Annotated in this window: 10 protein-coding genes; 4 read left to right on the top strand and 6 right to left on the bottom strand. The window is 59.9% G+C overall.

Annotation, left to right across the window (positions count from 1 at the left end):
* Positions 1 to 82 precede the first annotated feature (82 nt).
* Positions 83 to 568 carry a glutathione peroxidase gene (locus F8N96_RS22745; protein WP_150799725.1) on the top strand — a complete coding sequence of 162 codons (486 nt, stop codon included), beginning with the start codon at positions 83 to 85 and terminating at the stop codon, positions 566 to 568.
* Entirely contained in the window at positions 565 to 1,026 is a 462-nt protein-coding gene (locus F8N96_RS22740; RefSeq protein ID WP_150799724.1) for a MarR family winged helix-turn-helix transcriptional regulator, read from the top strand. Before F8N96_RS22745 ends, F8N96_RS22740 begins: the two co-directional genes overlap by 4 nt.
* On the opposite strand, the gene F8N96_RS22735 is transcribed toward F8N96_RS22740, so the two are convergent.
* Complete coding sequence (locus F8N96_RS22735; RefSeq protein ID WP_150799723.1) at positions 1,010 to 3,331, bottom strand: response regulator; 2,322 nt, start codon at positions 3,329 to 3,331, stop codon at positions 1,010 to 1,012. The two genes, F8N96_RS22740 and F8N96_RS22735, sit on opposite strands and share 17 nt — an antisense overlap.
* 165 nt (positions 3,332 to 3,496) lie before the next feature.
* Between F8N96_RS22735 and F8N96_RS22730 the strand changes: the two genes are divergently transcribed.
* Both F8N96_RS22730 and F8N96_RS22725 read left to right on the top strand, forming a co-directional pair.
* The gene (locus F8N96_RS22730) at positions 3,497 to 4,387 is read left to right on the top strand and encodes an ATP-binding protein (protein WP_150799722.1); all 891 of its coding nucleotides are present in this window, start codon (positions 3,497 to 3,499) and stop codon (positions 4,385 to 4,387) included.
* On the top strand, positions 4,384 to 4,866 hold the full coding sequence (locus tag F8N96_RS22725) for a GAF domain-containing protein (RefSeq protein ID WP_150799721.1): 483 nt from the start codon (positions 4,384 to 4,386) through the stop codon (positions 4,864 to 4,866). Before F8N96_RS22730 ends, F8N96_RS22725 begins: the two co-directional genes overlap by 4 nt.
* Here the strand turns inward: F8N96_RS22725 and F8N96_RS22720 are convergent, their stop codons facing one another.
* The 5 genes from F8N96_RS22720 to F8N96_RS22700 all read right to left on the bottom strand — a co-directional run bounded on the left by F8N96_RS22720 (position 4,867) and on the right by F8N96_RS22700 (position 14,307).
* Entirely contained in the window at positions 4,867 to 7,815 is a 2,949-nt protein-coding gene (locus tag F8N96_RS22720) for an HD domain-containing phosphohydrolase (RefSeq protein ID WP_150799720.1), read from the bottom strand. It abuts the gene before it with no gap.
* A gap of 49 nt (positions 7,816 to 7,864) precedes the next feature.
* A complete protein-coding gene (locus F8N96_RS22715; protein ID WP_150799719.1) occupies positions 7,865 to 11,512 on the bottom strand; it encodes a transporter substrate-binding domain-containing protein in 3,648 nt (1,215 codons plus the stop codon).
* A gap of 8 nt (positions 11,513 to 11,520) precedes the next feature.
* Positions 11,521 to 12,147 carry a response regulator transcription factor gene (locus F8N96_RS22710; protein WP_150799718.1) on the bottom strand — a complete coding sequence of 209 codons (627 nt, stop codon included), beginning with the start codon at positions 12,145 to 12,147 and terminating at the stop codon, positions 11,521 to 11,523.
* A 230-nt stretch (positions 12,148 to 12,377) separates the two neighbouring features.
* Entirely contained in the window at positions 12,378 to 12,794 is a 417-nt protein-coding gene (locus F8N96_RS22705) for a response regulator (RefSeq protein ID WP_150799717.1), read from the bottom strand.
* 184 nt (positions 12,795 to 12,978) lie between these two features.
* Positions 12,979 to 14,307: a deoxyguanosinetriphosphate triphosphohydrolase gene (locus F8N96_RS22700; RefSeq protein WP_150799716.1), complete on the bottom strand. Its 1,329-nt coding sequence runs from the start codon at positions 14,305 to 14,307 to the stop codon at positions 12,979 to 12,981.
* Positions 14,308 to 14,464 lie beyond the last annotated feature (157 nt).

The following is a 14,464-nucleotide window of genomic DNA, read 5'->3' as shown; positions in this document are numbered from 1 at the left end:
CGGAAGATCGATTTATTAAATTGCACACAATTCAATTGCTCGCTATGTTTGTCAGACCTGCCTTACCTTCAGAGTCAATATCATGAGCGACAGTCTGCTGAGCATTCCCTGCACCACCATCAAGGGCGAGCAAAAGACCCTGGCGGATTACGCCGGCAAAGCCGTATTGGTGGTCAATACCGCAAGCAAATGCGGCTTCACTCCGCAGTACAAAGGGCTGGAAGAGCTATGGCAAACCTACAAGGACCAAGGCCTGGTCGTGCTCGGCTTTCCCTGCAACCAGTTCGGCAATCAGGAACCGGGTAACGAAGGGGCAATCACCGAGTTCTGCGAATTGAACTACGGCGTCAGCTTCCCGCTGTTCGAAAAGATCGAAGTCAACGGCGCCGACGCCCATCCGCTGTTCGTGCAATTGAAAAAACGCGCACCGGGCGTACTGGGTTCCCAGGGCATCAAGTGGAACTTCACCAAGTTCCTGATCGGCAGGGACGGGCAGTTGGTCAAGCGCTTCGCGCCGGCGACCAAGCCGCAGGACCTGAGCGGCGAGATTGAAGCCCTGCTCAAATGAATACCTTGTCCGTCGATTCCCTGAAGCTCGACAGCCAGCTCTGCTTCAAGCTGTATGCCGCTTCCCGGGCGGTCATCCGCGCTTATAAGCCAATGCTCGATCAGCTCGGCCTGACCTACCCGCAATACCTGGCGATGCTGGTGTTGTGGGAGTGGCAGGAAGCGACCCCGGAGCAGCCGACGGTCAAGGCGTTGGGCGCACGCCTGGCGCTGGATTCCGGCACGTTGACGCCGCTGCTCAAGCGGCTTGAGCAGTTGCAGCTGGTGCAGCGTCAGCGTTCGGCGCGGGATGAGCGTGAAGTGCACCTGAGCCTGTCACCCGGCGGCGAGGCGTTGCGCGCCCGGGTGGGGCCGCTCAAGGCGCGTCTGTTGTGCGACAGCGGTGTCGATCTGGATCGCCTGAATGATCTGCGTGAGGGCCTCGATCATCTATTGGGCCAGATCAAGGCACTGTCGTAGTCGGCATCCACAAATCCAGCAGGGCGGCCAGCTCTTCGCGGCGGAAAGGTTTGGCCAGGTAGTCGCTCATGCCCGCTGCACGGCAGCGTTCGCGTTCTTCGGACATCGCATTGGCGGTCAGGGCGACAATGGGCAACTGTGGCCAGCGCCCGCTGCGCCGGATTTGCCGGCTGGCTTCGTAACCGTCCATCACCGGCATGTTGCAGTCCATCAGCACCAGATCGAACTCACTCTGATCGAGTTGATCCAGGGCCTCGCCACCGTGAGCGGCGACGACCACCTCGCAGCCGAGTTTGCCAAGCATGCCCTTGGCCACCAGTTGATTGACCGGATTGTCCTCCACCAGCAACACCCGTCCGCGTCGCAAGGCTGAGCGATGATCGAGCCGGGCATCGTTGATTGTGTTGAGGTCCGGCTGCAGCACCCGCCGCAGTGTCTGGTACAGCGCATTACGCGCCAGGGGGCGTGCCTGTTGCTGCAAGGGCGCCAGGGCGCTGGCTTCTTCGCTGGGCAAGAAGCTGCCATAGGCGGTCACCAGCAAAATCGGTGCAGGGCAGGTGGGCCGCAAGCCGAACAGGCATTCGGGGCAGTCGGTGATCACCACATCCGGGTCCAGTCCGATCAACGAGTCGTCGATCGACCGCTGCTGATACTCCAGGCCCCAACCCGGCAACAGGCTCTTGAGCAATTCCGCCAGACCGCTGCTGGCGGCGGTGATCGCGATAACCTTGCCCGGCAACTTTGCCGGCGTCAGGGCGCGGGTGTGGCACGGCAGCGGCAGGTCGGCGCAGAACTGGCTGCCGAAGCCGGCTTCGGAGCTGATTGTGAGGCGTCCTTGCATGGCTTCGCAGAGGTTGTAGGTCAGTGCCAGGCCCAGGCCGGTACCGCCGTATTGTCGGGTAATGCCGGAACCCGCCTGGGTGAAGGGCTGGAAGATCTTGACCTGGGCCTCCTGGGCGATACCGATGCCGGTGTCGCAGACCTCGATCCTGACGCCGTCCCCGAACGTGGACAGGCGCACATCGACCCGACCGAACCGGGTGAACTTGAGGGCGTTGGACAACAGGTTGCTGACGATCTGCCGGACCCGGGTCGGGTCACCGAGCACCAGCGCCGGAAAGTGCGGATCGATCAGGCAGGTCAGCTCGACGCTCGGTGCCGCGTTCTGCGACAGCAGGTTGGCGGTGTCTTCGATCAGCGCGCCGAGGTCGAACGGAATGTGCTCGAGTTCAAGCTGACCCGCGTCGAATTTCGACAAATCGAGAATATCGTTGAGCAATTCCACCAGCACTTTTCCCGAGTCATGGGCGATGGACAGCTGTTGCTGTTGCTCGGCATTGAGCGGGCCATCCAGTGAGAGCGCGATCATCCCCAGCAGTCCGTTGAGGGGGGTACGGATTTCGTGGCTCATGTTGGCCAGGAACGCCGAGCGCGCTTCGGCCATGTCCAGGGCGGTGCTGCGGGCGACTTCCAGTTCCTCGTTGGACTGGCTGAGCCGGGTGTTGATTGCCTTCAATTCCGCGGTCCGGGCCGAAACGATGTTTTCCAGTTGGCCGAGGTATTCGGTCAGACGGTTTTCGGCATTGCGCCGTTGCTGGATTTCGGTGGCGATGTTTTCGAATTGCTGGTTGGCAACTTTGACCAGCACGCCGATCTCATCGTGTTCATGACCGGCGGGGCACTCCAGCCACGTCGGTTCGACACTGCGCGGATTGCGGCCGCTGAGTTCACGGATCACCCGTACCAAGGGTTTGGTCAGCATCACATAGAACAGGGCAAGCAGGATGCCGGTCAGTAGCAGGCTACGGGTGAAGCCGTTGAGCAGGGTCACTTCTGCCCGACTCAGGAACCGGCTGCCGAAGGCATAGGTGTCGACGTCCAGGCGCAGGGTGCCGAGGGATTCGGACGGTAGATTATCCAGGTACAGGCGGTCTTCGAAGCGCCGGTTGGCGCCAAACAGAAAGTCGCTGATCACCCTGTAACCGCTTTGCGAGCCAGGGCGCTTGACTTTGGCCAACACCGTACCGTTGTTGTCGGTCAATTGCGCGCCGATGATGGCGGGCGAGCGCAACAGGCCCAGGGCCAGTTCCTGGGCGAGTTCGGCGTCGATGTTGTAGGCGATGCGCGAAGCGGTGTTATGGCTGATTTCCAGCAATGACAGGATTTCGCGGTTGATGGAGGCGTCTTCACTGGCATAATCGATGCTTATTTGCAGCAGGCTGAGCAGCGTGCCCAGAATGAAGCCGACCAGTACGGTCAGCCGGGCTTGCTTATAGGACAGTCGGTTAGTGAACTTGATATCCATGGGGTGTTGAACCACTTCCGTTTCCCTTCGCTGCTCAAGCATAGTCGATCATGCATGGATCCCGATGTTCCCGCGCAACCCTTGTTCAAGGGCTGAAAAGGCCATCGTACGCTGTGTTGGATCGCTGTAACGCATCATTACCGTGAACGTGCCCGAGGAGAAGACGTGGATTCCCGATTGAATGCTTTTCTTGAACGCGCCGATGCCGTGCTGGCCCGTATCGAACCGCTGTTGCCCGCACCCCGGCAAGCCATCGACTGGAGGCACTGCCTGGCTGCACGCTGGCAACGCGAAGGGCGCAGCGGGTTCCTGTTGCCGCTGCACGTCAGCCTCGACATGCGTTTGTCCGACCTGATCGGCGTCGATCGGCAAGTGGAGCAATTGGGGCGCAATACCCAACAGTTCCTCGACGGCATGCCGGCCAACCACGCCTTGCTCTGGGGCTCGCGCGGCACGGGCAAATCGTCCCTGGTGCGCGCCTTGCTGGCCGAACACGCCCAGGCGGGGCTGCGGCTGATCGAGATCGAACGCGATCACCTGGCGGACTTGCCACGCGTAGTCGAGCAGATTGGCAAATTGCCCCAGCGCTTCGTGCTGTTCTGCGATGACCTGTCGTTCGAGTCGGGTGAGGGCGATTATCGGGTACTCAAGAGCGTACTCGACGGTTCTCTCGAACAGGCGCCGGATAACGTGTTGCTCTACGCGACCTCCAATCGTCGCCACCTGGTGCCGGAAAAGGAAAGCGATAACGAAAACTGGAAAAGGGTCGACGGCGAACTGCATCCCAGCGAGGCGGTGGAAGACAAGATTGCCCTGTCGGACCGTTTTGGCCTGTGGCTGTCGTTCTATCCGTTCACCCAGGACCACTTCCTCAACGTCGTCGAGCACTGGATCGGCCAACTGGCCGACAAGGCCGGTCTCGAGTGGCAGCGTGATGCCGCACTGGACATCCTCGCCGTGCGCTGGGCCACGGGGCGGGGCAATCGCAACGGGCGATGCGCCTATCAATTCGCCCGCTATTGGGTCGGGCTCAAGCTGTTGGAGCACAAGGCATGATCGATTTGCAAAAGAGCGGCCAGGGCCTCGAAGGCTACGGCATGCTGTGGGCGCAGCTGGAGTCATTGCTGGCCGATGAACGGGATTTCATTGCCAACGCCGCGCAGTTTTCGGCGTTCCTGTACCACCAGCTCGATGATTTGAACTGGGCCGGCTTCTACCTCAATCGCGATGATGAGCTGGTGCTGGGGCCGTTTCAGGGGCAGATCGCCTGCGTGCGAATTGCCTTCGGTCGCGGCGTGTGCGGGACGGCGGCGGCGACCTTGCAAACCCAGTTGGTCGAAGACGTGCACGCGTTCCCGGGGCATATCGCCTGCGACAGCGCGTCCAATAGCGAGCTGGTCGTACCGCTGGTCAAAAACGGCCGATTGATCGGCGTACTGGACCTCGACAGCCCGAAGCTCGCGCGGTTTACCGCTGAAGATCAAGCCGGTATCGAACGACTGGCGGCGATTTTCCTGCGCCTGACCGACTGCTGATCATGGATTCAAGCCTGCCTTGACCCGCAGGCTTGAGGGATCCACCGCGTCGATCTGTCGTGGGTCGAGAAATTGCTCGGCGTATTGCAGGTAAACCCGCTCACTGATGAACAGCCCGAACAGCTCCGGATCGATGTGAGCATCGCGGCACATGGTCGCCATGATGGCCAGCGCTTCGCTCAAGGGCTTGGCCTTCTTGTAGGGGCGATCGGCGGCGGTCAGCGCTTCGAAAATATCGGCAATGGCCATCATCCGCGCCGGCAGGCTCATTTCTTCGCGCTTCAATCGTTTGGGGTAACCGGTGCCGTCCATTTTTTCGTGATGGCCGCCCGCGATCTCCGCGACGTTGCCGAGGTGCCCGGGGAAGGGCAAGTGGCTGAGCATCAGGATCGTCTGCACCATGTGATGATTGATGACGTAACGTTCCTCGCGGGTCAGGGTGCCGCGAGCAACGCTCAGGTTGTAGAGTTCGCCCCGGTTGTATTTGTAGCGGGGCACGTCAAGTTTGAAGCCCCAGGGATTGTCGTGCGGGATCAGTTCGGCTTCGGCGTGCTCGAACAGATGCTCGGGTTTGTCCGCCAGCAGCGGTTCGCTGACCGGCAGGGTTGGCGCGGGCGTTCGGGTCTGGCGCCGGTTCTCTTCCCAGGACACCCCCAGCCGGTCGTCCAGGGTTCGGGTCCAGGTGCGCCTGGCCAGCGTGCGCAGGCGCTGCAGGTCGGACTCGGCCATCGCCTCGCCGCCCAGGTTGCAGCGGGCGACGAAGGCGAAATCATCATCCAGCCCGGCCAGGGTGGCGTTGCGCAGTTCGGCCAGGTGTGGCGCGTCACCCCCCAGGGCCATGGCTTGCCAATAGTTGATCCAGGCATCGCGCTTGAGGACTTCGAAGCGAGTACGGATTTCGTGAATGCGGTCGTTCAGGGTTTCCAGTTTCGTGGCTTTATCGACCACGTACTCCGGCGTGGTGACTTTGCCGCAGTCGTGCAGCCAGGCGGCGATGTGCAGGGCTTCCCACTCGTCTTCGGTGGGTTGATAGCGGCTGAAGGCGGGTTCCTGGCTGGCCGCGGCGGCCTGGGCGAGCATCAGCGTCAGCACCGGGACTCGCTGGCAGTGCCCGCCGGTGTAGGGGCTTTTGGCATCGATGGCACCGGCCAATAGTTCAATGAACGAATTGAGCAGCTGTTTTTGTCGGGCTTGCAGGCGCTGGGTTTCGATACACACGGCGGCCGCGCCGGAAACCGCCTGGATAAACGCGATGCGGTCCGGGCGCAGGTTTTCCAGGTCGCCTGGCAGACCGCTATCGGCCAACAACAGGATCAGCAGGCCCACGGTTTCGTTTTGACGATTGTGCAGCCGGATGCCGATCAGATGAACCCGGGGACATTCCAACGCCAGCAGGACTTTCTGCAAATCGGCCGCCTGTTCGAAGACGAGGTGGGTGACGACGCTGTCGGCCTTCGACAGCTGTTGCAGCCAGGCCGGGCTCTGCTGATCCTGCAGTGCGCGGCCCTGGACATCGAATGACGCCAACGCCTGTGGCGCGCCATTGATCACCAGGCCATGGGGCTCCAGGCGATCGCCATCATTTTCCCGCAGATAAATGAGGCCGGCCTGGGCCTGGCCGATCTTCACGGTTTCAAACAGAACCCGTTCCAGCAAGGGGGTGAATCGGGTCTCGGCGCTCAGGCTGTCGGTGATCCGGAAAAAACTCGCCAGGGTGTCTTTCATGCGCGCCATCGACACGCTCAACTGGTCGATCTCGAGTACCGGCGAGCGACGGGAGGCGGGAAAGTTGAAGTCGAAACTGCGAATCGCGTCGGCCTCCTGCACCAGTGCGCGCAACGGCTTGACCAGCATTCTGGAGGTCAGCCAGCCCAGCGGCAGGCATAACAAGAGCGTGGCCAAGGTAATCAGCGCGCCTTGCCAGCGCATGCGGTAGGCATCGGCGAGCAACTCGTCTTCGGGCACCAGCAGCGCCAGTTGCAGGCCCTGGGGACCTCCCTCCTGGATGCGGCTGCGCGCAACGATCCATTGACGGCCGGCGGCCTGCAGCCGATTGCCAACGGGAGGACTGTCAAGCAGCGCCCCGAGGCTGGGGCTGAGGTCGGCGGCCTTGATGAGGCGGGCGGTCCGATCATCGATGATCAGTCGGCGGCTGTCGGGATAAGCGATGGCATTGCCCTTGGCATCGAACAGGACGATTTCGGTACCGGGGGTCACCACATGTTTGGCCAGGGTTGCCGAGAGCTCGGCCAGGGTCAGGTCGGCGCCCATGACAGCACGTTCGCCGCTGCGTCGGGCCAGGGTCGTGCCGACGTTTTGGGTGGAGAAAAAAACGTAGGGTTCGGTGGTGATCTGATCGCTGTCGCTGCGGGCGCTGGAGAACCAGGCGCGGGTTCGCGGATCGTAGGTTTCGTCGGGGTGCTCCTGACGACTGATAAGGTTCAGGTCCTGGTCGAAAAACAATGATTGGGAATGCATTTGACTGTCGCTGCCGTTGCGCTCGATGCTCCACACTTGATAAGCCGCCGTATCCGCAGCTTTCAGCCGGGTTTTCAGATCGGCGGTGCGCAGCGGACGGACCATGAAGAAATCGCCATTGTCGTAACCCAGATACAGCGAGGCCAGGTCTGGGTTGTCCTTGAGCGACTGGCTGAAGGGTTTGAGCAGCGCCAGCCGTTGCTCCAGGTCGGGCGCCGCCGCTGCCGGATTGTCCACCAGCAGGCTCAACAGATGACGAATCGGCTCATACGTGGCGTGAAGGTCAAGCCGGACGTCCTGCTCGATGCGGTTGAAGAGTTTCTCACTGCTGGAAAGAATGATCTGCGTGGTTTGCCGATAGTTGAAAATGCCCAGCACCACCCCGGTCAGCAACAGCAGGCAGGTGAACGTCACGCTGATATGGACGTGCAGGGGAAACCGGCGCGGATCCGGGCGCAGTGGGCTGGGCATTGCAGGTCTCTCCATGATGGTTGGCGCACTGCTCAGCGTCCAAGCATAGTTAAGCCTCTTTCATTCTGCTGTTGTCGTTTTGTCGAAGTTGCTGTTGCAGCGCCTGCTCCAATTCGAGCATGGCGCTCTCCATGGCTTTGCTGCATTCGGTGACTGTGGCGCGATGGAACACTTCATGGCAGGCGTTCTCCAGCGCCTCGCAGCTGTCGATCAAGCGGGTGGCCTGGACTATTCGGGCGGCGCCCTTGATTTTGTGGGCAATATCGAGAAATGACTGCCGATCCCCGGACCCGGACAACCCCAGCAACGCTTGTCGGTCCAGCTGGTTGCTGTTGAACAGTTCGGTCAACAGTCGCCGCTCCAGAACCGGGTTGCCTCCCGTCAACGGGTGCAACGCTTTCAGGCTGAAGGCCGGATCGCAAACGGTGGGCTCGATGCCTTCAACCCATTGGCTCAACGCTGTCAGCGTCAGGGGCTTGAACAGGCAGTCGTCCATGCCGGCCTGTTTGCAGCGCTGTATTTCTTCCGGCTGTGCGTTGGCGGTGAACCCCAGGACGGTGCAGGGTGGGCGTTGCGTGTGCTGTTCCTGCCGGCGAATGGCGCGGGCCAATTCGTAGCCATTCATGATCGGCATGTTGCAATCGACAATCACCAGGTCGAATGCCTGTGCTTGCCACGCCTCGAATCCTGCTGCGCCATCCGCTGCGACACTGAATCGATGCCCCAGAAACTCAAGCTGCTGGCACATCAGCAAGCGATTGGCCGGATGATCGTCGACCACCAGAACGTTCAGGGGGGACCTTGTGCAATGGATGGGCGCTTCAACAGCCTCAGGGAGCTGCTCGCATGGCAGCGTTGCCAGGCACAGCGACACCTGGACCCGGGTACCGACACCCGGCTGGCTGCTCAATTGCAGGCTGCCGCCCATCATTTCGCACAGGCTGCGACTGATCACCAGGCCCAGCCCTGCGCCACCCCTGCTTGACCGTTCACAGTGATCGGCTTGAGCGAAGGGTTCGAACAACCGTTGCCGATCCTGTTCGCTGATGCCGATGCCACTGTCCTGGACGTGCAACAACATCCGGACTCGCTCGGGTTCGTCGGTGGGTTGCAGGGTCACGCTGATTCTGACCTGACCGAGCTCTGTGAACTTGATGGCGTTGCTGACCAGGTTGGACAGCACCTGCTTGAAGCGCAACGGGTCCAATACGACATCGACCTGCGGATTGGCAGGGTGAAACTCCAATAGCAGTTCAAGATTTTTCTGACGCGCCAGCCCATCGAAAATCCGTATCACCGAGGTCACGATCTCACCGGGATTGACGCGTTCCGGGCTCAGGCTCAGGCGGCCGGACTCGATCCGCGCGATATCGAGAATGTCCCCGATCAGTTCGAGCAGGTCCTTTGCCGAGTTGTAGGCCACATCGATCGCCGGACGGTCCGGGTGCTGGTGATCGATACGCTTGAGCGTCAGTTCGAGCATGCCGATGACCGCGTTCATCGGCGTGCGAATCTCATGGCTCATGGTCGCCAGGAACGTGCTTTTGGCCCGGTTGGCCTCATCGGCCCGTTCTTTCGCACAGCGCAACTCATCGAACAGTTGCCGCCGCTCGCTGATGTCGATCCAGCCGCCAATGATGCCCCGCACCTCACCGCTGGAATCGCGGTAAGGGATAATCCAGTGGTAGATCGTCAGTCGGCGACCACCGATATGCAGCGGCCGGTCGAGAATCAGCGGTATGCCCTCGGCCACGACGCGCTGGTAGTCGGCCTGGTATTCCCGCGCTTCGAAGGCGTTGCTCATGGTGCCCTGCATGACGCTTTTGCCGATGACCTCTTCACGTTTCGCGCAGAAGGCTTCCAGGTAACTGTCGTTGCAGCTTTGCAGCAGCCCTTGGCGATCGCGCACATAGATGGGATGCGGGGTGCCGTTGACCAGCGATCGCATGAATTCGTATTGGTCGTTCAACGCACGCTCGGCCGCCTGGCGCTGCTTTATCTGTCGACGCATGTAAGCGTTCCAGGCAACGGAAATCAGCAGCAGTACGCCGGCGCCGATGACGATCTGAAAAAACAGCCGGTGATAGTTGCGCCAGGGGTTTTGCGAGGTCGCCGAATAGCCACGCCAGCGACTGTTGATGATGCCCAGTTCTTCCGGCGAGATGCTCAGCAGCGCCTTGTCGAGGATGGCGTTCAGCTCGTGGGCGTCCCGTCCGGTCGCCAGGGAAAAGGCGGCCTGCCGGGTTCCGAGGGTGCTGCTGATTCGCAGCGTGTGTTCGAAAATCCGCGATGACAGGAAGTAGTTGGCAACCACCAGTGAGCTCACCGCACCCTGTACCTTGCCTTCGGCCAGCAGTTCCGCGGCGCTGAAGGTGTCCGGGGTTTCAATCAACTTGATCTGCGGGAACTCGCGGCGCAAGTCATCCACCATGGGATTGCCTTGAGCGATCGCCAGGCGTTTGTTGTGCAATTGAGCAAGGCTGGTCGGGCTATTGGCGGATTTGCGGGTCAGCAGGACGTAGGAGTTTTGCAGATACGGGCGGGTGAAACTCAGGCTTGCTTCACGTTGGGCGCTGGGGAGCAGGGCGGCGATCAGCTCGGCTTGTCGGGTGTTGACCTGCTCGATCATCTCGCCATCGCTGCGGCTGCGCCGGATGTCGAAACGCAAGCCGGTACGCAGCCTGATCAGTTCGAGCAGGTCTGCGGTAATGCCGCGAAAGTTGCCGTCGTTGTCGAAAAACGTCAGCGGCGCAAACGCTTCATTGACTACCACCCGCACGACCGGGTGTTGCGTCAGCCAGCGTTCTTCGTTGTCACTGAGCTGCAGCTTTTGATCGGTGAGCAGAATGTCGCTACCAGCGCTCCAGCGCTTGGCAATGCTTTCTCGCGCGCCGCTGGGGACAGCCTTGAGCATCGCATTGATAATCCCCAGCAGTTCGGGGTTGTTCCGGTTCACGGCAAAGCTGAAACCCTGGGCTTCGTGTTTGCCGAAATTGGCCATGCGGATGTTGTTCAGGTAGCCCTTGTTGATCATGTAGTGGGTTGAAATGGTATCGCCGAGGAAGACGTCAGCCTGATCGAAAGCCACGGCATTGATCGCGTTCTGGTAGGACGGATAGGACGTGATGATCGCCTTGGGATAGACCGCCCTGACTTCCTCCAACGGCAAATAGTGATACAGCATGCTCAGCCGCAGACCGGCGAGACCTTCGCTCAGGGACCTGCTTTCGTCTTCGCGGGTCACCAGCACCGGCTGATCCACGGCGTAGGGTTCGGACAGCACGATGTCCAGGGCATTGTGAGCTTCAAAGCCATTGGCGGTGCCGAGCAGGTCGACCTCGCCGTTTTCGAGTGCCTCGATCGCCGCCCCCCGGGACTCGAAGCGCCGGACCTTGATGGTCAAACCGGTGGACTGGCCCAGGATGCCGGCATAGTCGGCGGTGTAGCCTTCATACTCGTGACCGCTGACAGTCAGGTCGAAGGGCGGATAATCCGGGGCCGAAGTGCCGAGAATCAGTTCACCCTTGTTCTTGATCCATTGGCGTTGGGATTGATCCAGTTGCATCTCCAGGTGCCCGGCCGATGAACGACTGAGCAGGGTGAGATTGTTGCTGGCGGTCTGTGCAGCGGGCAGCGAGGTGCTCAGGCTTAAACCAGCGGCCATGAGTATCAGGCAGTCCTTTATGCGGCTGGGCATCCTGCTTCTCACACTAACGCGTTACGTTTTGCCATCTCGATGAGTTCAACCAGGGATTTGGCCCTGAGTTTTTGCATGAGTCGTTTTTTATAGGTGCTGACCGTCTTGTTGCTCAGAAACATGCCTTTGGCAATTTCCTTGTTGCTGCGGCCTTGGGCAAAAAGTTGCAACACCATCAGTTCACGATCGTTGACGGCCTTGAACAACTCCAGGTCGGCATAATGCGCATCATCGCCACGAACAGGACTCAGGGCTTCACTTGGATAATAGTTGTAACCTGAAAATACCGCCTTGATGGCACTGACCAGTTCACTGAGCTCTTCCTGTTTGCACACATAGCCGGAGGCGCCGGATTGCATGCAGCGAATACCGAAAAGTTTCGGGCATTGTGCCGTGAGTACCAGTGTTTTTATCGGCGTACACATTTGGTTGATACGAGTAAGAACTTCCAGTCCGTCGAGTTTGGGAATGCTGATATCGAGAATGACCAGGTCAGGCATGCATTCGCGAATCATCTGCATGGCATCGACCCCATTATCCGATTCGCCGACGACTTTGAAGTCTGCATGTTCTAGCAGCATTCGGAGGGCAAGGCGGATGACAGGGTGATCGTCGACGATAAAAACGGAGTTCATAATCAAATCCCATACGAGCGCGAATAAAGCACGCACCTTAGCTCAGATAGTTGAGGTGACGCATGAACTGACGGACCTGCTGCAGCAATCTAGGAATATTCCTACGAGCGAAAAAGAATAGGACTACGTATCAACTGGATTTTTTGTGGAGAAGGTGACAGTGGTGGGTGTTTAGGCGAGATGTTTGAATGTTTGTTTCGGAAGTTTCAAATTGTGTTTTGGACCGGGTTCTAGTGTCTGGGATTAAACTTTTTTCCTGGTGAGGCCAAGGTCAACAAGTTTAGAAATTCGGATTGTTTCAACGGCTTGACCAGGCAACCCAACAGGGGCAGCTGATGTTCGTTGGCCCGTTGTTTTAATCCGTCCAGTTCAACGGCTGTCAGGCTGCTTAGCAGTATGGCTTGCCTGATCATTCCCCGATGACTGGCGTATTCGATCAACTCGAGGCCTGGAAGGTCGGGCAGGCATTGATCGCATAAAAGAATATCGAAGGGTTGCGCCGCCCTGAACATATGGAGCATCGCGCCTTCGGCACTGTCGGCGGGGGTCAATTGAGTGAAGCCGTAACTCTCGAGCAGGTACTGGGTCGCCCTGAGCTGGAAAGGGTGATCCTCTACCAGCAGGATGCGCAGATCGTCTTCGAACATGGGATTACTCACGCTTCATCTGTCGAGTACAGTGGAGTGTGATTATTGAGCGAGAAGCCCACACAGACGATCAGTGCACTTACCACGAGCTGTAGGGGGATTCAGCGAGCGTTGAATGTACTTGGCTTTTCAAGCGTTGATCGGCCATTTCAACTGTCGAAATGGCCAGATCAGCCGGTTGCTGTCAATGGTTGGAACGACCGGTCATTTCCAATGCCATGTCACTGGCATAGCTGTCGGTCATGCCCGCGATGAAATCGATCATGCGCAGGAACGAAGTGTGCAAGGGACCTTGAGGATCGGGCGCATTGTTGCCCAACAGGTCGAGGATGCGCCGGCTCTTGAAGGAGGGCGTGCGACCGTCATGCTGTTCCAGTGCCGCGCCGCAGAAGGCATTGAGCAGGATTTCCAGGGTGGTGTAGGCGCCGATTTCGTGCAAGGTCTTGCGCTTGTCCTGGAAGATCTTTTTGCGTGCCATGTCCTTCGCGTTCAACACGCATTGCTTGGCGGGGCCATGCATGTGCTCCACCAGATCGCCGGGCAGCAGACCCGCCAGCAACGCGTCCTGTTGCTCGACAAAGGCACGGGCCGCGGCATTGGTCAGGTGTTCGATGGCTTTGCCGCGCAGGATCGCCAGTTTGCGCCGGCGCGAATCCCGCGGACCGAGCTGGCGATAGGTTTCCGGCAAATCGTCACCTACCAGGTCCAGCAGCAGCGATTCGACTTCGGCATACTCCAGCAACTCCATCTCCAGGCCATCTTCCAGGTCGATGAGCGCATAGCAGATGTCATCGGCGGCCTCCATCAGGTACACCAGCGGGTGGCGCGCCCAGCGCTGGTCCTCCAGTTGCGGCAGGCCGAGCTTGTGGGCGATCTGCTCCAGCAGCGGCAGTTCACTCTGATAGCAGCCGAACTTGTGCTTCTTGTAGCCCAGTGAGTCCGCGTGTTTTGCCGTCCATGGATACTTAAGATAAGTCCCCAGGGTGGCGTAGGTCAGCCGGGTGCCGCCGTCGAACTGGTGATATTCCAGCTGCGTGAGTACCCGGAAGCCTTGGGCATTGCCTTCGAAATTGAGGAAGTCATCGCGTTCGACTTCGCTCATGGCGTCCAGCCAGCCACGGCCGGCGGCTTGCTGGAACCAGTGCCTGATGGCGTCTTCGCCGGAGTGGCCGAAGGGTGGATTGCCGATGTCGTGGGCCAGGCAGGCCGATTGCACGACCATCCCCAGGTCACTGGGTTCGCACCAGTCGGGCAGGGCACTGCGGATGGTTTCACCGACGCGCATGCCCAGCGAGCGGCCGACGCAACTGACTTCCAGCGAATGGGTCAGGCGCGTGTGGATGTGATCGTTGCTGGAGACTGGATGAACCTGCGTCTTGCGCCCGAGGCGGCGAAACGCTCCCGAAAAAATGATGCGGTCGTGGTCTTTGTGGAATGGGCTGCGGCCGAGTTCTTCCGGGCTGTGCAGTGGCTTTCCGAGGCGTTCGCGAGTAAGCAGGGTTTGCCAATCCAAGGCGGGTGCTCTCTGTCAGGTGACTGAATCCCTAGCTTCCGGGTTCGCGCGATGGCCTGCAAGGGGAAAACACGCACACACCTGCAGGCGCATGGCGTGCCGGCGATGACGGCATGTCTGGCACTGCAGCCGTCACCGGGATCACCCCTTCGATAAA

This window comes from Pseudomonas fluorescens, assembly GCF_902497855.1.
Taxonomy (GTDB): domain Bacteria; phylum Pseudomonadota; class Gammaproteobacteria; order Pseudomonadales; family Pseudomonadaceae; genus Aquipseudomonas; species Aquipseudomonas fluorescens_BI.
This window is presented reverse-complemented; position numbering and strand designations above follow the sequence as displayed.